Origin of the sequence: Mesorhizobium sp. (assembly GCF_024509055.1) — a bacterium.
In the GTDB taxonomy this organism is placed as follows: domain Bacteria; phylum Pseudomonadota; class Alphaproteobacteria; order Rhizobiales; family Rhizobiaceae; genus Mesorhizobium.
Window position 1 is genome coordinate 1 of sequence record NZ_JANINM010000536.1, and the last position, 23755, is coordinate 23755.

General features: G+C 64.8%; 22 protein-coding genes. 14 read left to right on the forward strand and 8 right to left on the reverse strand.

From position 1 onward, the window contains the following. Nucleotides 1–119: 119 nt before the first annotated feature. The gene (locus Q0L57_RS32005) at nucleotides 120–1565 is read left to right on the forward strand and encodes an aldehyde dehydrogenase (protein WP_296747093.1); all 1446 of its coding nucleotides are present in this window, start codon (nucleotides 120–122) and stop codon (nucleotides 1563–1565) included. Between the two features lie 13 nt (nucleotides 1566–1578). Here the strand turns inward: Q0L57_RS32005 and Q0L57_RS32010 are convergent, their stop codons facing one another. Further along, a complete protein-coding gene (locus Q0L57_RS32010; RefSeq protein ID WP_296747094.1) occupies nucleotides 1579–2076 on the reverse strand; it encodes a MarR family winged helix-turn-helix transcriptional regulator in 498 nt (165 codons plus the stop codon). An 83-nt stretch (nucleotides 2077–2159) separates the two neighbouring features. Between Q0L57_RS32010 and Q0L57_RS32015 the strand changes: the two genes are divergently transcribed. The 5 genes from Q0L57_RS32015 to Q0L57_RS32035 are packed head-to-tail and all read left to right on the forward strand — an operon-like array spanning nucleotide 2160 to nucleotide 7212. Continuing rightward, on the forward strand, nucleotides 2160–3146 hold the full coding sequence (locus Q0L57_RS32015; RefSeq protein WP_296747095.1) for an ABC transporter substrate-binding protein: 987 nt from the start codon (nucleotides 2160–2162) through the stop codon (nucleotides 3144–3146). A 40-nt stretch (nucleotides 3147–3186) separates the two neighbouring features. Then, complete coding sequence (locus Q0L57_RS32020; protein ID WP_296747096.1) at nucleotides 3187–3987, forward strand: ABC transporter ATP-binding protein; 801 nt, start codon at nucleotides 3187–3189, stop codon at nucleotides 3985–3987. Continuing rightward, nucleotides 3984–4778: an ABC transporter permease gene (locus Q0L57_RS32025; protein ID WP_296747097.1), complete on the forward strand. Its 795-nt coding sequence runs from the start codon at nucleotides 3984–3986 to the stop codon at nucleotides 4776–4778. Before Q0L57_RS32020 ends, Q0L57_RS32025 begins: the two co-directional genes overlap by 4 nt. Next, nucleotides 4775–5548 (forward strand): ABC transporter permease, encoded by a 774-nt coding sequence (locus tag Q0L57_RS32030; RefSeq protein WP_296747098.1) that lies wholly within the window; start codon nucleotides 4775–4777, stop codon nucleotides 5546–5548. The genes Q0L57_RS32025 and Q0L57_RS32030 overlap by 4 nt, the downstream gene beginning before the upstream one ends. A 2-nt stretch (nucleotides 5549–5550) precedes the next feature. Beyond that, nucleotides 5551–7212 carry a sulfatase-like hydrolase/transferase gene (locus Q0L57_RS32035; RefSeq protein ID WP_296747099.1) on the forward strand — a complete coding sequence of 554 codons (1662 nt, stop codon included), beginning with the start codon at nucleotides 5551–5553 and terminating at the stop codon, nucleotides 7210–7212. A gap of 8 nt (nucleotides 7213–7220) precedes the next feature. Here the strand turns inward: Q0L57_RS32035 and Q0L57_RS32040 are convergent, their stop codons facing one another. The 5 genes from Q0L57_RS32040 to Q0L57_RS32060 form a co-directional block, all read right to left on the reverse strand. Beyond that, nucleotides 7221–8075 (reverse strand): sugar phosphate isomerase/epimerase, encoded by an 855-nt coding sequence (locus Q0L57_RS32040; RefSeq protein ID WP_296747100.1) that lies wholly within the window; start codon nucleotides 8073–8075, stop codon nucleotides 7221–7223. 1 nt (nucleotide 8076) lies between these two features. Continuing rightward, nucleotides 8077–8853 carry an ATP-binding cassette domain-containing protein gene (locus Q0L57_RS32045; protein WP_296747101.1) on the reverse strand — a complete coding sequence of 259 codons (777 nt, stop codon included), beginning with the start codon at nucleotides 8851–8853 and terminating at the stop codon, nucleotides 8077–8079. Next, nucleotides 8850–9842 carry an ABC transporter permease gene (locus Q0L57_RS32050; RefSeq protein WP_296747102.1) on the reverse strand — a complete coding sequence of 331 codons (993 nt, stop codon included), beginning with the start codon at nucleotides 9840–9842 and terminating at the stop codon, nucleotides 8850–8852. The genes Q0L57_RS32045 and Q0L57_RS32050 overlap by 4 nt, the downstream gene beginning before the upstream one ends. A 65-nt stretch (nucleotides 9843–9907) precedes the next feature. Continuing rightward, nucleotides 9908–10897 (reverse strand): substrate-binding domain-containing protein, encoded by a 990-nt coding sequence (locus Q0L57_RS32055; protein ID WP_296747103.1) that lies wholly within the window; start codon nucleotides 10895–10897, stop codon nucleotides 9908–9910. Between the two features lie 72 nt (nucleotides 10898–10969). Beyond that, complete coding sequence (locus Q0L57_RS32060) at nucleotides 10970–12031, reverse strand: LacI family DNA-binding transcriptional regulator (RefSeq protein WP_296747104.1); 1062 nt, start codon at nucleotides 12029–12031, stop codon at nucleotides 10970–10972. Nucleotides 12032–12173: 142 nt separating this feature from the next. Here Q0L57_RS32060 and Q0L57_RS32065 point away from each other — a divergent pair, with 142 nt between their 5' ends. The 8 genes from Q0L57_RS32065 (at nucleotide 12174) to Q0L57_RS32100 (ending at nucleotide 21057) form a co-directional block, all read left to right on the forward strand. Then, nucleotides 12174–13205: a hydroxyacid dehydrogenase gene (locus Q0L57_RS32065; protein WP_296747105.1), complete on the forward strand. Its 1032-nt coding sequence runs from the start codon at nucleotides 12174–12176 to the stop codon at nucleotides 13203–13205. 196 nt (nucleotides 13206–13401) lie between these two features. After that, the gene (locus Q0L57_RS32070; protein WP_296747106.1) at nucleotides 13402–14616 is read left to right on the forward strand and encodes an ROK family transcriptional regulator; all 1215 of its coding nucleotides are present in this window, start codon (nucleotides 13402–13404) and stop codon (nucleotides 14614–14616) included. After that, nucleotides 14613–15866 (forward strand): M20/M25/M40 family metallo-hydrolase, encoded by a 1254-nt coding sequence (locus Q0L57_RS32075; RefSeq protein ID WP_296747107.1) that lies wholly within the window; start codon nucleotides 14613–14615, stop codon nucleotides 15864–15866. Before Q0L57_RS32070 ends, Q0L57_RS32075 begins: the two co-directional genes overlap by 4 nt. Nucleotides 15867–15898: 32 nt before the next feature. Next, nucleotides 15899–16960, forward strand: a complete 1062-nt coding sequence (locus Q0L57_RS32080; RefSeq protein WP_296747108.1) for a substrate-binding domain-containing protein — start codon at nucleotides 15899–15901, stop codon at nucleotides 16958–16960. A gap of 66 nt (nucleotides 16961–17026) precedes the next feature. Next, complete coding sequence (locus Q0L57_RS32085) at nucleotides 17027–18088, forward strand: substrate-binding domain-containing protein (RefSeq protein ID WP_296747109.1); 1062 nt, start codon at nucleotides 17027–17029, stop codon at nucleotides 18086–18088. A gap of 39 nt (nucleotides 18089–18127) precedes the next feature. Then, on the forward strand, nucleotides 18128–19099 hold the full coding sequence (locus tag Q0L57_RS32090) for an ABC transporter permease (RefSeq protein WP_296747110.1): 972 nt from the start codon (nucleotides 18128–18130) through the stop codon (nucleotides 19097–19099). Nucleotides 19100–19110: 11 nt separating this feature from the next. Further along, a complete protein-coding gene (locus tag Q0L57_RS32095) occupies nucleotides 19111–20310 on the forward strand; it encodes an alanine racemase (protein WP_296747111.1) in 1200 nt (399 codons plus the stop codon). A gap of 9 nt (nucleotides 20311–20319) precedes the next feature. Beyond that, complete coding sequence (locus Q0L57_RS32100) at nucleotides 20320–21057, forward strand: ATP-binding cassette domain-containing protein (RefSeq protein ID WP_296747112.1); 738 nt, start codon at nucleotides 20320–20322, stop codon at nucleotides 21055–21057. A gap of 24 nt (nucleotides 21058–21081) precedes the next feature. Here Q0L57_RS32100 and otsB read toward each other — a convergent pair whose 3' ends face one another. Together otsB and Q0L57_RS32110 are read right to left on the reverse strand one after the other, a co-directional pair. Continuing rightward, entirely contained in the window at nucleotides 21082–21858 is a 777-nt protein-coding gene (otsB, locus tag Q0L57_RS32105) for a trehalose-phosphatase (RefSeq protein ID WP_296747113.1), read from the reverse strand. Beyond that, nucleotides 21855–23639: a trehalose-6-phosphate synthase gene (locus Q0L57_RS32110; RefSeq protein WP_296747114.1), complete on the reverse strand. Its 1785-nt coding sequence runs from the start codon at nucleotides 23637–23639 to the stop codon at nucleotides 21855–21857. The genes otsB and Q0L57_RS32110 overlap by 4 nt, the downstream gene beginning before the upstream one ends. Nucleotides 23640–23755 lie beyond the last annotated feature (116 nt).

The window sequence follows — 23755 nt, forward strand, 5'->3', positions numbered from 1 at the left end:
CGCTGGATCAATGGCGCCAACGTGCCTGTCGACGGCGGCCTCGAAGCATCTATAAACGCCGAAGTGCTCGGCTTCTGAACTCAATCTGCGACGCTCCATCGGGAGCGAGGGAGAGACCAATGGACATCGGACTTCTGATCGACGGCGACGAACGTGCTGCCACCGGTTCCGCGTCTTTTGACCGGATCGACCCGTTCACCGGCAAACTGGCGACGCGCGCCGCGGCGGCCAGCATCGCCGATGCAAGCGCCGCCGCTGACGCCGCGGCTGCCGCTTTCCCCGCCTGGTCGAAGACCGGCCCCGGCGAGCGCCGCGCGCTGCTGTCCAAGGCAGCCGACGTGATGGCCTCCAAGGCCGGCGACTTCACCAGGTTGATGATGGAAGAGACCGGCGCCACCGGCCCCTGGGCCGGCTTCAACGTCATGCTGGCGGCCAACATGCTGCGTGAAGCGGCGGCGATGACCACCCACATCTCCGGCGAGGTCATCCCTTCCGACAAGCCGGGCACACTCGCCATGGCGATCCGCCAGCCGGCCGGCGTCTGCCTCGGCATCGCGCCGTGGAATGCGCCGGTTATCCTCGGCACACGCGCGCTGGCCATGCCGCTCGCCTGCGGCAACACGGTGGTGCTCAAGGCCTCCGAAATGTGCCCCGGAACGCATCGCCTGATCGGCCAGGTTCTGGTCGAGGCGGGCCTGCCCAAGGGCGTCGTCAATGTCGTCACCAACGATCCCAAGGACGCGGGGGCAATCGTCGAAGCGCTGATCGCGCATCCGGCGGTGAAGCGCGTCAATTTCACCGGCTCGACCAAGGTGGGTCGCATCATCGCCGAGCTCTCTGGACGGCACCTCAAGCCGGCCCTGCTCGAGCTCGGCGGCAAGGCGCCGCTCGTCGTGCTTGACGATGCCGATATCGACGCCGCGGTGAATGCCGCCATCTTCGGCGCCTTCATGCATCAGGGCCAGATCTGCATGTCGACCGAGCGCCTGATCGTCGATGAAAAGATCGCCGACGAGTTCGTCGCGAAGCTCTCGGCGCGCGCTTCTCAACTTCCGGCCGGCGACCCGCGCGGCCATGTCGTGCTCGGCTCGCTGATCAGCAGCCAGGCCGCCGACAAGATGGAGGAGTTGATCTCCGATGCGACCGCGAAGGGCGCGAAGCTGGCGGCTGGCGGCAAGCGGACGGGCACTGTGGTGCAAGCAACATTGCTCGATCACGTCACGCCGGCAATGCGCGTCTATGCGGAAGAATCCTTCGGGCCGGTCAAACCGGTGATCCGCGTCAAGGGCGAGGACGAGGCGGTGCGCGTCGCCAACGACACCGAATACGGCCTGTCCTCCGCCGTGTTCAGCCGCGACATCCGGCGTGCAATGGCGGTCGCCGCGCGCATCCAGTCCGGCATCTGCCACATCAACGGCCCGACCGTCGGCGACGAGGCGCAGATGCCGTTCGGCGGCGTCAAAGGCTCCGGCTATGGCCGCTTCGGCGGCAAGGCCGCGATCGCCGAATTCACCGACCTGCGCTGGCTGACGATCGAGGATCCGGGCCAGCACTACCCGTTCTGAGCGGTCTGCCGCGCTAGGCGGTCGTCAGCGCGCGGAACAGCTTGTCGAGCAGCGTCACCAGCTGCTGCTGCTCGTCACGCGACAGGTCGACGAACATTTCCTTGTTGAGGTTCCAGGCGAACTCCATGACCTCGGCGTAGAGCCTGTCGCCTTCCACCGTCAGCGCCAGATCGTTCACGCGACGATCCTCGCTGCTCACCGACTTCTCCAGCAACCCTCGCTCGATCAACCCGCTGACATAGCGGCTGAGCTGCCCCTCGTCCTGCTGCGTGGCGCGGGCCACGGCGCGCACCGATGGCCGGCCGAGATATTTCACCACGGCCAGCGTCCGCCACTCGCCGAGCGTGATCCCGTAGGTGCTTACCAGCACGTTCTGCGCCTGCCGGTCATTCACCCGCGTCAGCAGGGCCAGGCGGTAGGAGAACATGTCTCTGATATCGTTCGGCCTCTCCCACGGCGGCGGGGTCGGATTGAGGTCGTCATTGTAGGGCGTAGGTTTATTGATTGACATTGTCAGGCAATTCCATGATAGTGTCAGACAATTGGGTGCCACGAAACGAGCACCACGGCAAGCGCCCACATGGAGGAGAACAAATGTCGAAAGCCTTGAAATATCGGTTCGGTCGCGGTCTCGCCGCGGCCTTGGTCACGGGATTGGCCGCGTTCGCCTGCGCCACCGGCGCGATGGCTGACAACGCGAAACTGCGCTTTGCCTATCTGCTCGCCGACTCCGACCTGCCGATCTTCGTCGCCCAGAAGAAGGGCGCTTTCCAGGCCGCCGGCCTCGACGTCGAGCTCACCGAAGTGCAAGGCGGTCCGGCGGTCGTCGCCGCGATCGCTTCGGGTTCGGCCGATGTCGGCTACGCAGCGCCCGTGCCGCCGATCAATGCCCGCCTCAACGGCGTGATGGTCAAGATGGTCATGGCGCTGGGCCATGAGGTCGACCCCGACAAGAAGTTCCTCTGGCTGGTGGCCTCGAAGGCGTCGGGCGCCAAGGACCTTGCGGGTCTCAAAGGCAAGAAGATCGCCTTCAACGCCAACGGCTCGCTGTGCGAGCTGGCGTGGCGCGACCATCTCGCCAAGGCCGGCATGAGCATGGACGATGTCCAGGTCGTCATCCTCCCCTTCCCGCAGCAGGAGGCCGCGCTTGAGCAAGGCGCCATCGACGCCACCTGCACCGTCAATCCTTTCTATGCCTCGATGTCGAAGAATGCGGCCGTCGGCGCTGTGGTCGTGGCGGCAGGTGTGCTCGCCGATGAGAGCAAGCCCATCTTGAACGACGTGATATTCGCCAGCGACGATTACGTCGCCGCCAACGCTCAGAACCTGCAGACCTTCGCCAAGGTCATCTTCGCTTCCCGCAAGGAACTGCTCGCCAACCGCGCGGAGCTCGAGGCCGCCGCCGTCGAGTTCCTCGGACTGACGCCGGAAGCCGCCAAGGAGTTCAACCTTCCGATCGTGAGGCCCGAGGTGAACATCGGCGAAGCGGACGTCCAGCCCCTGCTCGACGCCATGAAGCGCGCCGGCATGCTGACGCAGGACATAACCGCCGCCGATATGGTCGCCAACATGGCGCCGTGACATCATCGGCGGGGCTTCATCAGCCTGTCGGGAGGAAGCGATGGACATCGTGTTGAGGGTCGACGGGCTGACCAAGTCCTACGGTCGCGGCGCCGACGCCGTGAAGGTCCTGGGTGGCATCTCCTTCGAGGTCGGCCAAGGCGAGTTCGTCTCGGTGGTCGGCCCGTCAGGCTGCGGCAAGACCACGCTTCTGTTTGCCATCGCCGGCCTGCATTCACTGACCTCCGGATCGGTGCGCCTGAAGGGACAACTCGTTACCGCTCCGCCGAAGGGCGTGGCGGTCGTCTTCCAGGATTATTCGCGCTCGCTGTTTCCCTGGAAGAACAACCGCGACAACGTCGCTTTCGGCATGGCCCGTATCGGCGGCCGCTCGACGAGCGAGAAGCGCGCCAGAGCCGAGGCGATGCTCGAGGCCGTTGGCCTCGGCGGCTTCGGCGACAAATATCCCTGGCAGCTCTCGGGCGGCATGCAGCAGCGCGTCGCCATTGCGCGGGCTCTCGCGTCGGAAAGCGAGTTGCTGCTGCTCGACGAGCCTCTGGCCGCGGTCGATGCGCAGACACGCTCCGACATGCAGGACCTCCTGCTCGACATCGCGATCCGCTTCCGCCAGACCTGCCTGCTCGTCACCCACGATGTCGACGAGGCCGTCTACATGGCCGACCGCGTCGTCGTGCTGACGAGGCGGCCGACGACGGTCGACCATGAGATCAAGATCGGCCTCGGCAAGAAGCGCGACCAGATCGCGACGCGTGAGAACCCTGTCTTCCTCAAGGCCCGCCACGACGTGATGACCAGCATCCGCAATTTCCGCGCGGCCGCGCCGGTGGACGCCCTGGCATGAGCGCTGGGTCGTTGACCTCTTTCTCGGCGTTGCATCGGCTGAACGCGGTCGTGTCCTTTCTGGTGATCGCAGCCGTCTGGCAACTCGTAGCGATCACGGGCTTGGTTCCCGCCAAGTACTTCCCGGACATTCCCGCGATCGCTTCCGCCTTCTGGTCGATGCTTGCCTCGGGCGAATTGCCTGGCGCGGAGTTGCGGACGCTGACACGTGCGCTGACTGGGTTGGCCGGTGCCTCGATCCTCGGAATCGGACTTGCAGTCCTGAGCGACCTGTCGCCGGTCTTCCGCCGCGGCTTCGCGCCCGTCGCCACGCTTGTCCAGCCGATCCCGCCGGCCGCCCTGGTGCCGATGGCCGTATTCATGCTCGGCCTCGGCCCCCGCCTCTATGCCTTCATCATCATCCTGGTCACGGTCTGGCCGCCCTATATCAACGGCGTCGCCGCGCTTGCCGGCGTGCCGGGCGAACAGATCCGCAGCGGCCAGATGATGGCGCTTGGACGATGGCAGATGCTTTGGCAGATCAAGCTGCCCGCGGCCTTGCCGGAGATCTTTGCCGGCATTCGCTACGCCTCGACCATCAGCCTGATTGCCGTCGTCGTCGCTGAAATGCTCGCCGGCCATGACGGACTCGGCTTCCTCCTGATCCGCAAGGCTTTCGCCATCCGCATTCCCGAAGTCTACGCGTTGATGTTCGTCTGCGCGCTGAACGGCATCCTGATGAACGGGATTATCGGCCTATTGCGCTGGCAGCTTACCGGCTGGCACATGCGCATGACGGAGCAGCCCGCATGAGGGCCGTGCTCGGCAAGGACCTGGCTTCAGGGCTGATCGTCCCGGTTGCGATCCTTCTCGCCTGGCAGGCGCTTGCCTGGCGCGCCGGAACGCCGCTCTTTCCAGGCCCGTGGCAGGTGTCGCTTTCCATCTGGAAGCTCTGGCCGGCGATCACCGGCCAGATCGGCTACACGTTGATGCGGGCATTCGCGGGCTTCGTGGTGGCGGCCGTTTTGATGATCCCGCTCGGCATCCTGCTCGGTCGGCTGAAGACCGTGGGCCGGATCGTCGAGCCGATGATGGACATGCTCGCCACCTTGCCGCCGCCCGCGGTGGTGCCGATCGTCATGCTCTTTGCCGGCACCGGCGACATCGCCAAGATCGTCATCATCGCTTACGCCGCGGCCGTACCGCTGATCATGAACACCTACGAGGCCTCGAAGAGCCTGCATCTGATGGCGAACCAGGTGGCGCGGTCGCTGCGCCTCACTCGCCTCGAAACCATGCTGCACATCGACCTGCCGGCCTCGCTGCCGATGATCGCCACCGGGCTGAGGCTGGCGATAGCCTCGGCGCTGCTGGTCAGCGTCACCTCCGAAATGCTGCTCGCCACCAACGGCATCGGCGTCTTCATCCAGCGCCAGCAGGAAAACTTCCAGATCGCCGGCGGCCTCGCCGCCATCGCCTTCATCTCGGTCATCGGGCTGATCATCAACAACCTCGTCTTCCAGTTGGAAAGGCGCTGGTTGTTCTGGCATTACCGCTCCTCCGAAAGCCACTCCGACGGATAGCAATGACTTCAAAGCGCAACGTCCTTTTCATCATGTGCGACCAGCTGCGGTTCGACTATCTGAGCTGCGCCGGCCACAAGAGCCTTGAGACGCCGAACATCGACCGGCTCGCCAGCCGCGGCGTGCGCTTCACCAACGCCTACGTGCAGTCGACGGTGTGCGGCCCCTCGCGCATGAGCGCCTATACCGGCCGCTACGTCCGCTCGCATGGATCGACGCATAACGGCGTGCCGCTGAGGGTCGGCGAGCCCACGCTGGGCGACCATTTGCGCGAAGTCGGCGTGCGCTCGGCGCTGATCGGCAAGACGCACATGACCGCCGATGAGGAAGGCTTGGAGCGTCTCGGCATCGCCAGGGATTCGATCATCGGCGTGCGCGTTGCCGAATGCGGTTTCGAGCCCTTCGAGCGCGACGACGGCCTGCACCCCTCGACCAGCTACGATCCGGACCCTGCCTATGACAGCTACCTGCGCGAGCAGGGTTTCGACGCCGAGAACCCATGGGAGCATTGGGCGAATTCCGGCGAAGGCGAGAATGGCGAGAACTTCAACGGCTGGCTGCTCGTCCACGCAGACAAGGCGGCACGCATTCCGGAGGAGCATTCCGAGACGCCCTATATGACACGCCGCGCCATGCGCTTCATCGAGGAGGCCGAAGCCAAGGGCGAGGCCTGGTGCGCGCATCTTTCCTACATCAAGCCGCACTGGCCCTACATCGTGCCGGCCCCTTACCACGACATGTATGGCAACGCGGATATCCAGCCGCCGGTCCGCAGCGAGGCCGAGCGCGTCTCTCCCAACCCGATTTTCGAGGCCTTCCAGCAGGAGCGCTATTCGAGGAACTTCTCGCGCGACGATGTCCGCGAGACGGTCATCCCCTGCTATATGGGCCTGATCAGGCAGATCGACGACCAGCTCGGCCATCTGTTCGACTTCATGGAAAAGCGTGGCCTGTTCGAGAACACGTTGATCGTATTCACCTCAGATCACGGCGACTATCTCGGCGACCATTGGCTGGGCGAAAAATACCTGTTCCACGATGTCGCAGTGAAGGTGCCGATGATCGTCTACGATCCACGTCCGGACGCGGATGGCACGCGCGGGACGACTTCGGACGCGCTGGTCGAGATAATCGATCTTGCGCCGACATTCCTCGACTATCTCGGCGGCAAGGCCAAGCCGCACATCCTCGAAGGCCGCTCGCTGCTGCCGCTCACTTCTGGACAACGGCAAAGCCTGCGCAATTATGCGATCAGCGAATACGACTATAGCGGCGACGCCGCGCGGCTGAAGCTCGCCATGCCGGTGTCGGACTGCAAGCTTTACATGATCACCGATGGACGCTTCAAACTCATCCATGGCGAGGGCGTGCCGCCGATGTTTTTCGATCTGGAGAACGATCCCGATGAATTGCGCGATCTCGGCCGCGAACCGTCAGCATCGGCCGACATCGAGCGCATGCGCAAAGTCCTGATGCATTGGATGGCGCTGCCCAACAACCGCATCACCGTGCCCGACGAATGGCTGACCGAGATCGACGACAAGGTCGACCATTTCGATCCGATCGTCGGCTCTGGCGTCTTGATCGGTTACTGGGACGAGGCCGAGCTTGCCGAACAGCAGGAAGCACGCCGCCATTGGCTGGCGCGCCAGGGTGGCAAGTAGGTCCTTCGCTATCCCAAAGTGATCCCCGCCTTCTTCGCTTCCTCGCGCAGGAACGGCAGGCCGACCTCGATGACGTCACGCGGGTCTTGCGCCACCGGGCGCCAGACCGCGAGCCCGCCCGCGATGTCGACGTCGACATGGTTCATGCTTTCGAGCGTGATTGGGCCCTGATAGCCGATGTCGGCGATCGCTTTCATGCAGGCCGCCCAGTTGAGCATGCCACGCCCCGGGACGCCGCGATTGGCCTCCGACACATGCACATAGCCGAGGAAAGGCGCCGCCGCCTCGAAGCCCGAGGCAAAGCTCTCTTCCTCGATATGCATATGATAGGTATCGAGATGGATGAAGATGTTGTCGGCGCCGATGCGCTCGATGATCCGCGCTGCGTCGATGCCGCGGTTGATGAGATGCGTCTCGTAGCGATTGCAGGGCTCGATGCCGAGTTTTAACCCGCGCGACTTCGCCGACTTCGCGGCACGTTCGAGGAAGCGGCACATGCCGTCGATCTCCTTGCGTGTGGGCGCGCGCCCAGTGGTCTTGCCGATCGTGCCATAGGTGACGCCGCCGAGCGCCTCGGCGCCCACCTCGTTGCAGACCTTGAAGGCCGGCTGCAGGAAGTCGAGCGCCTCTTCCGGCCGCTCGACCACGTCGAGCGCGCGCGGCAGGCCGAGCGACGGGATGAGCTCAACGCCATAGTGGCTGGCGAAGCCGCGCGTGCGCTTGGTGTCGATCTCCTCAGGCCTGAGCAGCGGGATTTCCATCAGGCCGATTCCGAGTTCCTTCAGCCGATCCATCTGCGGCTCGATGCGGGCGATATCCCAGACCGGGGCGATGGCGAAAGTGTGCAGTCCGAAGGTATTCATGTCAGCCTCGTTGTTCGTGCGCCGCCGCGGCGGCCGTGTCGCCGCCGCCGACGATGCGGCTGACGACTTCATTCATGTTGGTTTTTGCCGTGACGAGATCGGCGTCCGCCCTGCCGTGGCGCAGCACCACGATGCGGTCAGTGACCGAGAGCACGTCGTTCAGCCGATGCGAGATCAGGATGACGGCGATGCCTTCCGACCTCAACCGCCGGATCAGATCGAGCACGCTCTGCACCTCTCGCACCGCAAGGGCCGCCGTCGGCTCGTCCATGATGACAAGCTTCGGGTTGAAGGTGAGCGCACGCGCTATCGCCACCGTCTGCTGCTGGCCGCCGGAAAACGAGCCGACGGAGCGGTTGATCGACGGCAGATGCGCACCGAGCCGTTCGATCATCCTGGAGGCCTGGCGATCCATCTCGGCCTTGTCGACGAAGCCGGGGAAAAGACCGAACAGCCTTTTCGTCGGTTCGCGTCCGAGGAAGATGTTGGAGGCGACATCCTGCTGCTTGGCCAGGGACAGGTCCTGATAGATCATCTCGATGCCGAGACGGCGCCGCTGGCCGGGATCGAGCGCGAGGATGTCCCTGCCGTCGAACTCGATCGAGCCCGTGTCGGCGCGGTAGATGCCGGTGATGGTCTTCATCAGCGTCGACTTGCCGGCGCCGTTGTCGCCGACCAGTCCGACCACCTCGCCGGCCGCGATCGACAGGTCGACGCCATGCAGAACATCGACCGCGCCGAAGCTCTTGCGGATGCCACGAAGCGAAAGCAGGGTCATACGCGCGACTCCTTTCGCACCTGGTACTGGTCGATGAAGACGGCGAGGATCAGCACCGCCCCGATTGCCATCTGCTGGTAATAGGACTGCACCGCAAGCAGCGTCAGGCCGTTCTGCAGCACGCCCATGATCAGCGCGCCGATCATCGTGCCGAGGATCGAGGCGCGGCCGCCGAAGAGGTTGGTGCCGCCGATGATTGCGGCGGTGATCGCGGTAAGCTCGTAATTGATGCCGGCGGTCGGATCGCCGGCATTGACGCGGGCGGTGAAGAGCAGGCCCGCGAGCCCGGCCAGCGCGCCGGAGAGCGTGTAGATGATACGGCGGTGATGCTCTACGCGGATGCCGGCGGCGCGCGCAGCACCCTCGCTGTCGCCCAGCGCCAGCGTGTGGCGGCCGAAGCGCGTGTAGGCGAGCACCGCATGCGCGACGATCGCGGTCAGCACGAGGATGATCACCGGCATCGGGATGCCGAGCGGCCTCCCCTGCCCGATATAGACGATCTCGGGCGACAGCCCGTAGATCGCCCTGCCCTGCGAGATGACGAGCGCCAGCCCGCGCGCCAGGCCCAGCATGCCAAGCGTGACGATGAACGCCGGCACAAAGGCCCGGGTGACCAGTTGCCCATTGATGTAGCCTGCAATCGCGCCCGCAAGAATGCAGGCGATCACCGCGAGCACCGACGGCCAGCCGAGATTGACGGCCACGAAGGCGCCGGCCACGCCGGCCAGGCCCATGACCGAACCGAGCGACAGATCGAGCCCGCCCGAGCCGATCACGAAAGTCGCGGCGATCGCCAGCACGCCGATCGTCGAGGTCGCGAGCAGGATGTTGAGGAAATTGCTGAGCGACAGGAAGTAAGGCGACAGCAGCGCCATCGCCGCGCTCAACGCCAGAAGCACCACCAGCGACTCCAGCCTGATGTGGAGCCTTTCAACGGATGCGCGCTGCACCCGAGCCCAGAAGCCGGGCTGCGTCGTTTGGGAAGCCATCTTGCCTCGCTGTTGCAAAAAGTCGGCTGGCGCAGGCTAGACCCGCGCCAGCCAGTCCGGGAGGACTATTTCACATATTGCAGCATCGGCTCCTTGCCGGCGTCGATCACGTCCTTGGTCAGCACCAGCGTGGGCACGGCGATGCTCTCCTCGACCTTGTCGCCGGCCAGCGCCTTCTTGACGTTCTCGACCGCCTGCTTGCCGACGAGATAGGGCAGCTGCGCCACCGAGGCATTGAGGCGGCCTTCCTTGATCGACTTCACAGCGTCCGAATTGCCGTCGACGCCGATGATCGTCACTTGCGGACCCTTGCCGGCCGCGTAGACCGACTCCACCGCGCCGAGCGCCATGCCGTCATTGGCGCAGAAGATGGCGACGAGGTCCGGATGCGCGGTCAGCGTGTCGGTGGCGATCGAGGCGGCCTTGCCGCGGTCCCAGTCACCCGGCAGCGAAGCGACGATCTGCAGCCCCGGCGCCAGTTCCTTCAGCTTGTCTGCAAAGCCCTTGGCGCGTTTCTCACCTGTGATGTTGCCGGACAGGCCCTCGATCACCAGCACCGGTCCCTTGGCGTCCTTGCCCAGCTTGGAGACGAGATATTCGGCGCCCTGCGCGCCGGCCGCTATGTTGTCGGAGCCGATATGGAAGGTTACCTTGACGCCTTCCTTGTCCAACACCGCCTGGTCGAGATTGTTGTCGAGATCGACGATCTTTATGCCGGCATCCTGTGCCGATTTCAGGCAAGGCAGAAGGTTGGTCGAGTTGATGGCGGCGGTGATCATCGCCGCCGGCTTGCGCTCCAGCATGGTGTTGCACAGGTTTAGCTGCGGCTCGGCCGCCTGGTCGCTTTCGGCCGCCTGCTGGAAGTATTTCACGCCGGCTTCCTTGGCGCCGTCCGCAACGCCCTCGGCCATCGCGCCCCAGAACGGGTTGGCCAGCGTCTTCATCAGCACGCCGTATTCACCATCCTCAGCCTTCGCCACGCTGATGGCGGAGAACGCAATTGCCATGCCCAAAGCAACGGTAAATCGATTTATCTTCAGAACAGACGATGTCATTCCTTCCTCCGTTGATCGCGCCGGATGCCTAGGCCAGGGCCGGCGCCCTTCTTCCGTTTTCGACAATGGGGGCTATTGTCGGTCTCCTCCCCCGGAATGCGGGCCGCCGCCTGGCGAGCCGACGGACTCCCGCATCAACACCTGGCAGGGTTCGAGCCGCGCCGTGGGTGGCCCCTCGCCGCCTTCGACCCTGCGAAACAAGAGGTTCATCGCCTCGCTGGCGATCTGGCGCACCGGCTGCACCACCGCGGCGATCGCCGGCCATGTCACCTGCATCCATTCGGCATCGTCGAAGCCGACCAGTGAGATGTCGTTCGGACAATGCCAGCCGCGCCGGCGGAACTCCGACAGCGCCACCAGCGTGCCCTTCAATAGCAGCGAGTAAACGGCGGTCGGCCGTTCGCCTCGCCCGAAATAGTCGCGCAGCGACGACCTGAGCGGCTCGACGCTGACTTCCGACGTGATGACGTCGATGCGCAACGACGGGTCGAGCGCCAGCGCCTGGACACGAAAGCCCTCAAGACGGGCGCGCACCGTCGCCGCCTGCTCGGCAAGGCCGATGATCAGGATGTGTTTGTGGCCCTTGCCGACCAGCATGTTCGCCACCTCGGCGCTGGCGGCCGCGCTGTCGGCCGATACCGTGTCGAAGGCGTCGTCGGAGAGCACGCGGTCGATCAGCACCCCAGTCATGCCGTTGGCCTTCATGAAGTCGGCGGCCGGCCCGTGCTCGTTGCGCACCGGCGCAAGCACGACGCCGGCGACCCGCCAGTCATGCATGCGGGCCAGGATTTCCTTCTCGCGCGTTTCGGATTCGCGGCTCGACGCCGCCACCAGCGTGTAACCGCGCTGCTCGGCAAGACCTTCGAGTTCGGTGACCATCTGGCCGAAGAACTCGCTCTCGAACTCGGGCATGATGGCGCCGATGATACGGCGCTTGGCGCGTCGCATGTCGGAGGCGAGCGGATCGACGCGGTAGCCGAGAAGTTCGACGGCGTCGAGGACGCGCTGCGCATTTTCCGGCTTCACGGTGGTGACGCCGGCCAGCACCTTGGAGACGGTGGCCGCGGACACGCCGGCATGGCCCGCCACGTCGTGGATCGACGGACGCCGCTGCTGGGCTTCCTGTTGCGCCATTGACCTCCTCCCGAGGGCAGGCAACCGCGTGCTGCCTCGCTAATGCAATCGATAAATCGATTTTTCGCTGTTGTAAATCGTTTCATCGGGAGTAAGACTGAGATGTGATTGACGCGATCCAATCGCACCGGGAGGAAAAATCATGTCGGACAAGGCCTTGCCGCTGGTGATCAGCGCGCCCGAACCGCGCACGCTCGACCTGATCTTCACGCCACCGCAGTTGGCGCGACTGCGAAGGAACTACCGGATCGTCGAGACAGCACCGGAAGGCGTTGCCACCCTGCCCGCCGAAACGCTGGCCGAGGCACGCTACATCGTTGGCCAGCCGCCCATCGCGCCGGAAACTCTGGAGAAGTTGAAGGCGCTACGCTGCATCTTCAATGTCGAGACCAACCTGATCAACAACATGCCCTACGAGACGCTGTTCGCCCGCGGCATCCATGTCGTCACCACGGGCCTCGTCTTTGCCGAGCCGGTCGCGGAGCTTGGTCTCGCCATGGCGCTGAACCTCGCGCGCGACATCGTCGACGCCGACCTCTCCTTCCGGCAAGGCAAGGAATTATGGGGCGGCGATGGAAATGCGAAAGCCCGGCTGCTCTCCGGCGCCGACGTGGGCATCATCGGCTTCGGCGATCTCGGCCGCGCGCTCAACCGACTGCTGACTGGCTTCCTCACCCGCACCAAGGTCTTCGATCCCTGGCTGCCGCCGTCGATCCTCGTTGACAACGGTGTCGAACCGGCTTCGCTGGACGAGGTGCTGTCGCAAAGCGATTTCGTCTTCGTCGTCGCTTCGGTGACCAGCGAGAACCAAGGTTTCCTCGGAGCGGACTCGTTTGCCAGGATGCGCAAGGGCGCGGCTTTCATCCTGCTCAGCCGCGCCGGCGTTGTCGATTTTGCAGCACTTATGGCTGCCGTGAAGAGCGGCCACATCGTTGCCGCCAGCGACGTTTTTCCCGAGGAGCCGCTGGCGAAGGACCATGCGGTGCGCACCCTCCCCGGCTTCCTCCGCTCGGCCCACCGCGCCGGCGCGCTCGACATCGCCTTCAAGCGCATGGGCGACATGGTGTTGGAGGACATGAACCTGATCGACCGCGGCCTGCCGCCGCTGCGTTCCAAGCGCGCCGAACGCGAGACGGTGTCGCGCATGCGCTCGAAGCCGTCCGACAGGAACTAGGCGCACTTTCGGATATCCGCTCCAGACGTTCTGCTGCCGTCGTTGGTGGCGACAGCGCAGCCTACTCGGCATTTTCTCGACCTCGTCTGCACCCGCTGGCCCGGCGGCCGCGTCTTCACGTCATTGCTAAAAGCCGTTGACAGCTCTCATCTCGATCAATAAGTTCGGTGACAGAACGAATTAATAGAGGTTCGACGTGAGCGACCTGCCGCGCATCTCCCGTCAGTTCTCGCAACGCTCCGTCATGGAGGCGATCGTCCAGGGCGGACCGATCTCGCGGGCCTCGATTTCAAAACTCACCGGCCTTTCCAAGCAGACGATCTCTGAAATCGTTCGCGGCCTTGAGCAGGAAGGCTGGGTGCAGGAAACCGGCCGCACCAGCGGCCATGTCGGGCGCACCGCCGTCACCTATGAGCTGGTCCACGACGCCGCCTACATCATCGCCGTCGACCTTGGCGGCACCAAGGTGCGCGTGGCGCTGACCGACCTCGCCTGCCAGATTTTCGCCGAGGCCGCGACGCCGACGGATGCGCGCGGCGGCCAGTTCGTCGTCGACCAGATCGCGACGCTCGCCTTCCAGGCCGCGGCCCGGCAGCGCGTTCCGCGCAAGAAGATACGCCTCGCCGTCATCGGCGCGCCGGGCGCGCCCGATCCGGCGACCGGCCGCATCCTGCTCGCACCGAACATCGCCGGCTTCGACACCATGAACGTTCTGGAGGCCTTCGAGAAGGCTCTGGGCGTGGCCGTGATGATCGAGAACGACGTCAACCTGGCGGTGCTCGGCGAGAACTGGCTGGGCCAGGGCCAGGGCATCGACAACCTCGCCTATATAGCGCTCGGCACCGGCGTCGGCAGCGGCCTGATGCTGGGCGGGCATCTGGTGCGCGGCGCCACCCATGCCGCCGGCGAGATCGGCTTCATGCCGATCGGCGCCGATCCCTTCGCGGCGGAATCGCTGCGCACCGGCGCCTTCGAGCGGGTGGTGGCGACCCATGCCATGACCGAGCGTTACAAGTCCCTGACCGGCGACCACATCGCCGTGCCGGCGATCTTCGAGAATGCCGGTCGGGGCGACAAGAACGCGCTCGCCGTGCTCGACGAGACCGCGCGCCATCTGGCGCAGGGCATCGCCGCGATCGCCGCCGTCGCCAACCCTGAAAAGGTCATCCTGGGCGGCTCGATCGGCCTGCGGCCGGAAATCCTGTCGCGCGTAAAAACCTTGATACCGCTCTGCTTCCCCTACCCCGTCATGGTCGAGGCGAGCGAGTTGGGCGCGAGGGCTGCGCTCATCGGCGCCGCCGCGATCGGGCTCGGCCAGTTGCACAACACGCTTTTCGGCGTCGATGCGCCCGACGGCCGGATTTCGCTCCCGCCCGCGCAGGCTGCTGCGTTGAAGGAGGCCGTGCTGTGACCGGCGATATCACCGCCCGCCTGCGGGCAGCACTCGATGCCGACCAGGCTCTGGCGCTTTACCGCGGCGCCATCGGCCGCGAGAGCATCACCGGCAATGAGGCGAACTTCGTCGATTTCCTCGAAGGGAAGATGCGGGACCTGCAACTGAGCAGCCTGAGCCGCGCGGATTTTCTCCCCGGCCGCCCCAACATCTGGGGCGAGCGCAAGGGCGCCGGCGACGGCAAGCGCCTGCTCTTCATCGGCCATACCGACACCGTCCACGTGGACGGCTGGCGCGAGCACTGGGCCGGCACCGAGCGCGAGGATCCGTTCGCAGCTCCTATCGTTGACGGCGCGGTCTGGGGCCGCGGCTCCGGCGACCTCAAGGCCGGTATCGCCGCCTCGCTGGCGGCCCTCTCGCTGCTCGACAGGGCCGGCATCCGCCTCAAGGGCGACGTCGCCTTCGCCTTTGTCGGCGACGAGGAAAGCGGCCAACCCGGCACCGGAGTCTCGGCCGGCATCAAGCACTTCGTCGGCCGCATCGAGGCCGGCGAGGTCGCCCGCCCCGACTTCACCGTCTATGTCGAGCCGACGCGGCTTGCCGTCTATGCCGCTCAGATCGGCTTCTTCATCACCGACATAACGATCACCGGCAAATCCGCCTATTTCGGCGTGCCGGAGCTCGGCAAGGACGCACTTCGGGCGAGCCACGCCGCTATGACTGCGTTGTGGAAGCATTCGGACGAGGTGGCGGCGCGCGCCGAGCACAAGCTGGTCGGGCGCGGCTTCCTGCTGATCACCGGCCTTGCCGGTGGTGGTTACATCGCGGTACCCGAGCGCTGCACCCTGTCGCTGATCCGCAAACTGCTGCCTGGGGAATCCCTCGACACGGCCGCCGCCGAGATAGAGGCAGCGGTGCGCGGCGCGATCAGCGACCCGGAAATTAGCGTCGAGTTCGCCTATCCGGCCGGCCGCGACCACCGCCTCGGCGGCACCGCGGCCGAGATCGATGAGGCACGCACCGAAGTTGCGATGCTGTCCAAAGCCATGGCCGGCGCAATGAGCGGGCGCGGCGTGATCGAAGGCGCGCCCTTCTGGTCGGAGCAGCCGTTCTTCGTCAACGAACTCGGCATTCCAGCCGTCTATTGCGCACCGGGCGACATCCGCAACTGCCATACTTTCGAGGAGCATGTCGACGTCGAGGAATACCTCGCCGGCATCGTCGGATTCGCCACCTTCATGGCCAGCTATTGTGGCGTGGCCGACTGAACGACCAACGACGCAGAATGGGAGACTGCAAAATGCTGATGAAGAAAATGCTTGCCGCCGCATTCGCCGGCGGATTGATGCTCGCCGCTGGCATGGCCCACGCGCAGACGGTCGGCCCGCAAGGCGAAACCGCGACCCCGAGTTCGAGCGTGACGCTGAGCGATGCCGACATCGCGGCGCTGAAGGACAAGGGCTACAAGGCGGCGCTGCTCTGGCACACCTCGTCCGACTTCACCAATGCGGTGACGGCGGGCGCTACTGACGAATTCGCGCGCGCCGGCATCACCATCGCGGTCAAGACCGACGCGCAGTTCGACGCCGCCCGCCAGCGCAGCGACATCGAGACGGCGCTTGCCGCCAAGCCCAACGTCATCCTGTCGCTGCCACTCGACCCGGTCACCTCGGCCGAAGCCTTCCGCCAGGCGGTCAAGGACGGCGCCAAGCTAGTGTTCCTGTCGAACCTGCCCAAGGACTACAAGCAAGGCGCAGACTATGCCTCGATCGTCACCGACGATCTCTACCAGATGGGCAAGCAGGCGGCGGACGCCATGGCCAAGGCCATCGGCGGCAAGGGCAAGGTCGGTTACATCTTCCACGACGCCACCTACTACGTGACCAACCAGCGCGACCAGTCCTTCAAGAAGACCATCGAGAAGGACTATCCCGATATCAAGATCGTCGCCGAACAGGGCATTTCCGACCCGGCCCGTGCCGAGGAACTGGCCAACGCCATGCTGCTCCAGCATCCTGACCTCGACGGCATCTACGTGACCTGGGCCGAGCCGGCCGACGGCGTGCTCTCGGCGCTGCGCGGCGCCGGCAACAAGCACACCAAGATCGTCACGCTCGACCTCGCCGAGCCGGTCGCGCTCGACATGGTCAAGGGCGGCAATGTCGCCGCCTTGGTCGCCGACAAGGCCTACGAGCTCGGCCGCGCCATGGCCGCCGCCGGCATGAAGTCATTGCTCGGCCAGCAGACACCGGCCTTCGTCGTCGCGCCGGCACTGACCGTGACCAAGGAGAATGTCTCGCAGGGCTGGAAGGACTCGCTCAACCGCGATGCGCCGCAGTCGGTGCTCGACGCTGCGAAATGATCCAATCCTCCGGCACGGTCCGCCGCGCCGGAGCTTCTTTCGAACCACAACATCAGGGGAACTGACATGCGCAAGACTTTGGGCATCATGACTGCATTGGCGACGCTCGTGAGCGTCCACGCCTTCGCCGCCGAAGGCGTCACCACCGGACCGAACGGCGAAAAGCCGGTGCCTGCCTCCTCGCTGACACTGACAGCGGCGCAGGAGCAGCAGATCAAGGACGGCAAGTTCACCGCCGCGCTGGTCTGGCACGAGATGAGCGAATACACCAACGCCGTCAACGCCGGCGCACGCGACGAGTTCAAGCGCCTCGGCATCGAGGTGGTGGCGCAGACCGATGCCGGCTTCGATGCCGCGCGCCAGAAGGCCGACGTCGAGACAGTGATGGCCAAGAAGCCGTCGATTATCCTGTCGTTGCCAGTCGACCCGGCGACCGCCGCCTCTCTCTACGATCCGGCCCGCAAGGCCGGCGTGAAGCTCGGCTTCGTCGACAACTGCCCGGCCGGCTACAAGCAGGGCACGGACTATGTCACCATCGTTTCCGACGACCTCTTCCAGATGGGGAGCAAGGCCGGCATCGCCATGGCCGAGGCGCTCGGCAAGAAGGGCAAGGTCGGCTACATCTTCCACGATGCGGACTTCTACGTCACCAACCAGCGCGACGGCGCCTTCAAGAAGACCATCGAGCAGGACTACCCGGACATGAAGATCGCGGCCGAGTCGGGCATGGCCGACCCGGCGCGCAGCGAGGACATCGCGCAGGCGATGATCACGCAGCATCCCGACCTCGACGGCATCTACGTCACCTGGGCCGAGCCGGCGCTGAGCGTGCTTTCTGCACTTCGCGCGGCCGGCAACAAGCACACCAAGATCGTCACGCTGGACCTCAACGAACCGGCCGCGCTCGACATGGTCAAAGGTGGTAACATCGCGGCCCTCGTCGCCGACGAAGCCTACAGCATCGGTGTGACGCTTGCCCGCGCCTCCGCAGGCTCGCTGGTCGGCCTGAAGGCCGAGCCCTTCTATGCGGTCGATTCCATCGCCGTCACCAAGGAGACGGTGAAGGACGGCTGGAAGAAGTCGCTCAACAGAGACGTGCCCGCGACCATCGCGGACGCCATGAAGTAAATACCGAAGCAGGCGAAGCGCTCACATCGGAGGATGACCATGTCCAGTGCCAACACCAGTACCGAGGTGGGCAGCTTCGCCAGCCGCTTCAATCTGCAGCAATATGTCGTCTATCTCGGCTTCCTGGCGATCTTCCTGTTCTTCGCCATCATGCTGAAAGACAGCGGCTTCCTCACGGTCCGCAATCTCTCCAACATCGTGCTGCAGACCACGCCGGTCACGATCATGGCGATCGGTCTCGTCTTCGTCATGTCGGCCGGCGAGATCGACCTTTCCATCGGCTCGATCGTCGCGGTGGCCGCGCTTGCCGCCGCTGTCACCATCGCTTCCTACGGCATGGCGGCCGGCATCGTTGTCGGCCTCGGATCGGGCATCCTGATCGGTCTCATCAACGGCGCCCTGGTCGCCTATGTCCGGCTGCCGTCCTTCCTGGTCACATTGGCGACAATGGGCCTGTTCGCCGGCGTCTCACGCTCCATGACCGACCTGCGCTCTATCTCGGTCACCAACGAGGCCTTCACCGGCTTCTTCGGCTCCGGCTCGCTGCTCGGCGTGCCCTCGCTGATCTGGTGGACCCTGATCGCCATCGCCATCGGCCATCTTGTCTATCGCGAGACCCGTTTCGGCGCGCATGTGCTGGCAACCGGCGACAATGCCCGCGCGGCAAGCGTCTCCGGCATCAGCGTGCCGAGGATCAGGCTTGCCGTGCTCACCATCAGCGGCGGGCTCGCCGGGCTCGCCGGGCTGCTCTACGCCGGTCGCCTGCAGGCGGCGAAATACACGCTTGGCGAAACCGACCTGATGACGGTGATCGCCGCCGTCATCGTCGGCGGCACGCTGCTCAACGGTGGCAAGGGCTCGATCGTCGGCGCGCTGGTCGGCTCGCTGATGATGGGCATGCTGAACAACGGGCTTATCCTGATGGGCCTCTCGGTTTCCGACCAGATGATCGTACGCGGCCTGATCATCCTCACCGCCGTTGCCGTGTCGCTACGCGACAAATCCCGCTGAAGGAAATTTCCATGTTTCTCGACGTTCTGCGCCGCCGCAACCCCGCCTTCATCGAAGCGGCGATCAGCCTGCATCAGCAAGGCAAGCTTCCAGCCAATGCCTACGTGCTGGACCTCGACACGGTCGAGCACAATGCGAGGCTTCTCAAGGACGAGGCCAGCCGCCAAGGCTTGAAGATCCTCGCCATGACCAAGCAGGTCGGGCGCTCGAGTTCCTTCTGCAAGGCGGTGATGCGCGGCGGCATCGATCGCGCGGTTGCCGTCGACATGGCTTGCGCGCGCGCCACCCACAAGGCCGGCATGAAGCTCGGCCATCTCGGTCATTTGCAGCAGATCGCGAAGTTCGAGGCGGATGCGGCGGCCAGGACGTTCAAGCCAGACTACTGGACCGTCTTCAACGACACCAAGGCCGAGGAGGCAGGCAATGGCGCCAAGGCGGCCGGCTATACGCAGGACCTCCTCGCCCGCGTCGCGGCGGAAGGCGATATCTTCTACCGAGGCCATGAAGGCGGCTTCGACGCCGGCGAGATCGTTGCGGTCGCCGACCGGCTCGATGCCGTCCCGGGCGGCCGCTTCGCGGGCATCACCACCTTCCCTGCCCTGCTCTTCGACCATGCTTCGCGAAAAGTCCGGCCGACGCCCAATCTGGCCACCTTGACCAAGGCCGCCGAGGCGCTCGCCAAGGCAGGCCGCACGGGGATCGAGATCAATGCGCCGGGCACCACGTCGAGCGTCATGCTCGCAGCCTTGGCGGAGGCCGGTGCAACGCAGTGCGAACCGGGCAACGGCCTGCACGGCACCACGGCGCTGCATGTCATGGAAGACCTGCCGGAACAGCCCGCCGTGCTCTACCTCACGGAGGTCTCGCATCTTTCGGGTGGCAAAGCCTATTGCCTCGGCGGTGGCTTCTACATCGACCCCATCTTCCCGGACTATGACGTCAAGGCGATCGTCTCGGCCGACCCGACCACGGCCGCCGCGGCGCTGAGAAGCGTCGAGGTGCCGCCGCCTTCGGCGATCGACTACTACGCCATGATCGATGCGTCCGGCGCCGGCGCGCCGAAGCCCGGCGACAGCGCGGTCTTCGGCTTCCGCGGCCAGGCCTTCGTCACCCGCGCCTATGTCGTCGGGGTCTCTGGGATATCGACGGGCAATCCGAAGGTCGAAACGATCGAGAACGGGTTCGGCGAACCCTACGCCTGGCCGGTTTAGGAGTAAGAGATGAGCGCCCCCATCCTTCAGCTTCATGACATCCGCAAGAATTTCGGCGGCATCACTGCGATTGAGAACTTCTCGCTCGAGGTCTTTCCGGGCGAGATTGTGGCGCTCGTCGGCGACAACGGCGCCGGCAAGTCGACATTGGTCAAGATCGTTTCCGGCGTGCACACGCCCTCTTCCGGCACCATCTCCATCGAGGGTAAGCCGGTGACGATGTCGAACGCCACCATGGGACGCGCGCATGGCATCGAGGTCGTCTACCAGGACCTGGCTTTGGCCGACCAGCAGACGGTCTACATGAACATGTTCCTCGGCCGCGAGCCGCTGAACCGCTTAGGCCTGCTCGACCGCCGCCGCATGATCAACGAGACGGATAAGCTGGTGAAGGAACTGGACGTCCGCATCCCGTCCGCCCATGCCACCATACGCGACCTCTCCGGCGGCCAGCGTCAGGGCGTCGCCATTGCGCGCGCCACGCACTGGGCGAGCAAGCTTATCCTGCTCGACGAGCCGACAGCCGCCCTCGGCGTCGCCGAGACGGCCAAGGTCGAGGCGATCGTCCAGTCGCTGAAACAGCGCAATGTCGGCATCCTGATCATCAGCCACAGCCTCGATCAGGTCTTCAAGCTCTCCGACCGCATCTGCGTGCTGAGGCGCGGCAAACAGATCGGCGTCCGCGAGACGAAGAAGACCGACAAGAACGAGATCATCGCCATGATCACAGGCCTGCAGCAGCAATAGCCTCAAGCCGCTCGCCCGCAGGATCTATGCAACCAGATTGTTGCGGTGCCTGGCGGGATCGCCGAAATTGGTCCCAAGCCAGGCAATCGCGCCGGCTACGTCGGCAATTGCAAATCGCGCCGCGGTTTCGCCCCGCGGCTTCACGCGGATCGAGATCCCGCCCAGGGCATTGACGGTCTCGAAGCCATTCTCGTCAGACGTGTCGTCGCCAAGGAACACCGGCCGCCTGCCTCTGAAGGGATAGAGCTGCATGAAGCGCCGGATCGCGGCACCCTTGGCGGCTTCCAGCGGCATCAGCTCGACGCCGGCATTGCCTGCTATTACGCGGTAGCCTTTCGGCAGTCGGGTGAGCGCCGCCTCGACCAGTTCCGTCGCGCGGGCGAGCAGATGCGGCGCGGCCCGCGTGTGGATGGCGAGCACCGGCCCCTTGCGCTCGACATAGACGGCCTTGCTCGCCAGCTCGAGTTCTATCTCGTCGGCGAGCGCGGCCATATCAGCCGGCTCGTCCGCCGCCTCGATCCGGCCGTCCGGCGTCAGCCTGTGCTCCAGCCCATAGAGGCCGGCAATCCGCAATTTTAGGGGTTCGAACAGATTGTCGACGGCGGCGATCGAGCGGCCGGTGATGAAGGCGAGCGCGCCATCGAGCCTGCGTTCGATCGTTTCCAGCAACAGGCAAAGCTCCCTGCTCACCGACACGCTGTCGGGATGAGCAGCATGCTCCAGCAAAGTGCCGTCGATGTCGAGGAACAAGGCGCATCGGCCCGTGGCAAGAGGCGGCGTTGATTCTGTCTGGATATTCATCGGTGCCCGGCAACCTTTCTGCGTTCGAACATGGAGACGACATTGTCGCCATTTGCGCTCGACTGCCGGTCGGATAAGGCGGTCACCCGATCGAGTTCGTCGCGCTTCCTGAGCCGCGCCGCGTCGAGCAGCATGCTGCCGGCCCAGCGATAGACGTTGTTGTCGCGCACGATTTCGCGCATGCGCCGCATCCGTTCGCGCTGCTCGTCAGGGCCCATTGTCAGCGCCTGCAGCATGGCCTCGCTCATCATCGCCGCGTCATAGGGATTGACGATCAGCGCCTCCAGCAACTCGCGCGATGCGCCGGCGAAGGTGCTGAGCAAGAGCACGCCCTGCTCGTCGTCGCGTGAGGCCACGAATTCCTTGGCGACAAGGTTCATCCCGTCATGCAGGCTGGTGACGAGGCAGATATCGGCGGCACGATAAAGCTCGTACACCGCAGCCTGCGGGTGATGCTCGGCTACCAGCAAGACAGGGCGGTAGTCCTCCGTGCCGTAGCGCTGATTGAGTTCGTCGGCATAACGCAGGCATTCGTCATGCAACTGCTTGTATGCCGGCAATGTGCCCCGGCTAGGCGCGGCGATCTGCAGAAACACCACCTTGCCGACCATGTCCGGGTAGCGGATGAACAGCTCCTCCAGCGCATGGAAGCGATCGAGAATACCCTTGGTATAGTCGAGGCGCTCGACACCGACGCACAACCGGACATCCGCCGGAATGCCAAACCGCTCGCGCACATGCGCGCGGCAATCCTCGACGCTGGGCAAAGCATTCAGCAACTCGACCGGCCACTCGATCGAGATTGGATAGGCATGCACCAGGGTCACCTGCCCGCCATAGGACACGGCGGCATCCGCCCGTTCGATCCGGCTTTCCATGAAGCGGTCGACGCTTTCGGTGAAGTTGTTGGCGTGAAACTGCGTATGGAAGCCTATGATCGAGCTGCCGAGCAGGCCGTCGAGGATGCGCTCGCGCCAGGGACAGATGCTGAACACTTCCGAGTTCGGCCACGGTATGTGCCAGAAGGTTATGACGATCGCCTCGGGCAGGCGTTCGCGGATCATGCGCGGCAGGAGCGCGAAGTGATAGTCCTGGACCAGCACGATGGGCCGCTCGTTGCGCGCCTCGGCGACCACCGTGTCGGCAAACTTGCGGTTGACGGCTTCATAGGCTTCCCAGTCGGAAGCGCGAAAGATCGGTCGGGTGAAAGCGATGTGGCAAAGTGGCCAGAGGCCCTCATTGGCGAAGCCGAGGTAGTAGCCCTGATATTCCTCGTCCGTCAGCCACACCCTGCGCAGCGTGTAGGACGGATTGCCGGGCGGCACCTGCACGCGGTCGTTCCTGTCGACCACCACCTGGTCGGCACTGCCGCCGCCATAGGCGATCCATGTGCCGGCGCAGGCCCGCGTGATCGGCTCCAGCGCCGAAACCAAACCGCTTGCCGGCACGACGAGCTCGACACCGCCATCCTTGGTCTCGTTGTGAATGTAAGGCTCACGGTTCGAGACGACGATTACCTGCGCGTCAGGTAGGTCCTCGGCCAAGATCTTGCGCAGCGTCTCCGGCGACCATCTGACCAGGGCGGCATCCACCGACTGCCCGTTTTTCTCGAACTCCCGCAGCACCTTTCGCGCTGCTTCCGACGCGACATCGTCGCCCGGCTGGGCCGCAGCCCGCACGTGCTGACGACGGTGCCTGAATGCCGAGAAGATCGCGAGGACGGAAAGTCCGAGACTTGCGAGGATAAGGACCCATAGAAGGTCGACGCCGTATTCAGTCATGGAAAAGCCAGGTTGCCTCCGGCTGTCCGCCATTTTGTTTTCATTCTTGCCGGCTGCGGACCGGTAGACCGGTTCAAAGTGTGCAACGCACAAACCCGTCGTCGGTTCCGACATTT

Bases quoted from the DNA above. Each gene is read 5' to 3' on its own strand.
- Q0L57_RS32005 (WP_296747093.1), top strand. From the start codon at position 120: ATGGACATCGGACTTCTGATCGACGGCGACGAACGTGCTGCCACCGGT.
- Q0L57_RS32010 (WP_296747094.1), bottom strand. From the start codon at position 2,076: ATGTCAATCAATAAACCTACGCCCTACAATGACGACCTCAATCCGACC.
- Q0L57_RS32015 (WP_296747095.1), top strand. From the start codon at position 2,160: ATGTCGAAAGCCTTGAAATATCGGTTCGGTCGCGGTCTCGCCGCGGCC.
- Q0L57_RS32020 (WP_296747096.1), top strand. From the start codon at position 3,187: ATGGACATCGTGTTGAGGGTCGACGGGCTGACCAAGTCCTACGGTCGC.
- Q0L57_RS32025 (WP_296747097.1), top strand. From the start codon at position 3,984: ATGAGCGCTGGGTCGTTGACCTCTTTCTCGGCGTTGCATCGGCTGAAC.
- Q0L57_RS32030 (WP_296747098.1), top strand. From the start codon at position 4,775: ATGAGGGCCGTGCTCGGCAAGGACCTGGCTTCAGGGCTGATCGTCCCG.
- Q0L57_RS32035 (WP_296747099.1), top strand. From the start codon at position 5,551: ATGACTTCAAAGCGCAACGTCCTTTTCATCATGTGCGACCAGCTGCGG.
- Q0L57_RS32040 (WP_296747100.1), bottom strand. From the start codon at position 8,075: ATGAATACCTTCGGACTGCACACTTTCGCCATCGCCCCGGTCTGGGAT.
- Q0L57_RS32045 (WP_296747101.1), bottom strand. From the start codon at position 8,853: ATGACCCTGCTTTCGCTTCGTGGCATCCGCAAGAGCTTCGGCGCGGTC.
- Q0L57_RS32050 (WP_296747102.1), bottom strand. From the start codon at position 9,842: ATGGCTTCCCAAACGACGCAGCCCGGCTTCTGGGCTCGGGTGCAGCGC.
- Q0L57_RS32055 (WP_296747103.1), bottom strand. From the start codon at position 10,897: ATGACATCGTCTGTTCTGAAGATAAATCGATTTACCGTTGCTTTGGGC.
- Q0L57_RS32060 (WP_296747104.1), bottom strand. From the start codon at position 12,031: ATGGCGCAACAGGAAGCCCAGCAGCGGCGTCCGTCGATCCACGACGTG.
- Q0L57_RS32065 (WP_296747105.1), top strand. From the start codon at position 12,174: ATGTCGGACAAGGCCTTGCCGCTGGTGATCAGCGCGCCCGAACCGCGC.
- Q0L57_RS32080 (WP_296747108.1), top strand. From the start codon at position 15,899: ATGCTGATGAAGAAAATGCTTGCCGCCGCATTCGCCGGCGGATTGATG.
- Q0L57_RS32085 (WP_296747109.1), top strand. From the start codon at position 17,027: ATGCGCAAGACTTTGGGCATCATGACTGCATTGGCGACGCTCGTGAGC.
- Q0L57_RS32090 (WP_296747110.1), top strand. From the start codon at position 18,128: ATGTCCAGTGCCAACACCAGTACCGAGGTGGGCAGCTTCGCCAGCCGC.
- Q0L57_RS32095 (WP_296747111.1), top strand. From the start codon at position 19,111: ATGTTTCTCGACGTTCTGCGCCGCCGCAACCCCGCCTTCATCGAAGCG.
- Q0L57_RS32100 (WP_296747112.1), top strand. From the start codon at position 20,320: ATGAGCGCCCCCATCCTTCAGCTTCATGACATCCGCAAGAATTTCGGC.
- otsB (WP_296747113.1), bottom strand. From the start codon at position 21,858: ATGAATATCCAGACAGAATCAACGCCGCCTCTTGCCACGGGCCGATGC.
- Q0L57_RS32110 (WP_296747114.1), bottom strand. From the start codon at position 23,639: ATGACTGAATACGGCGTCGACCTTCTATGGGTCCTTATCCTCGCAAGT.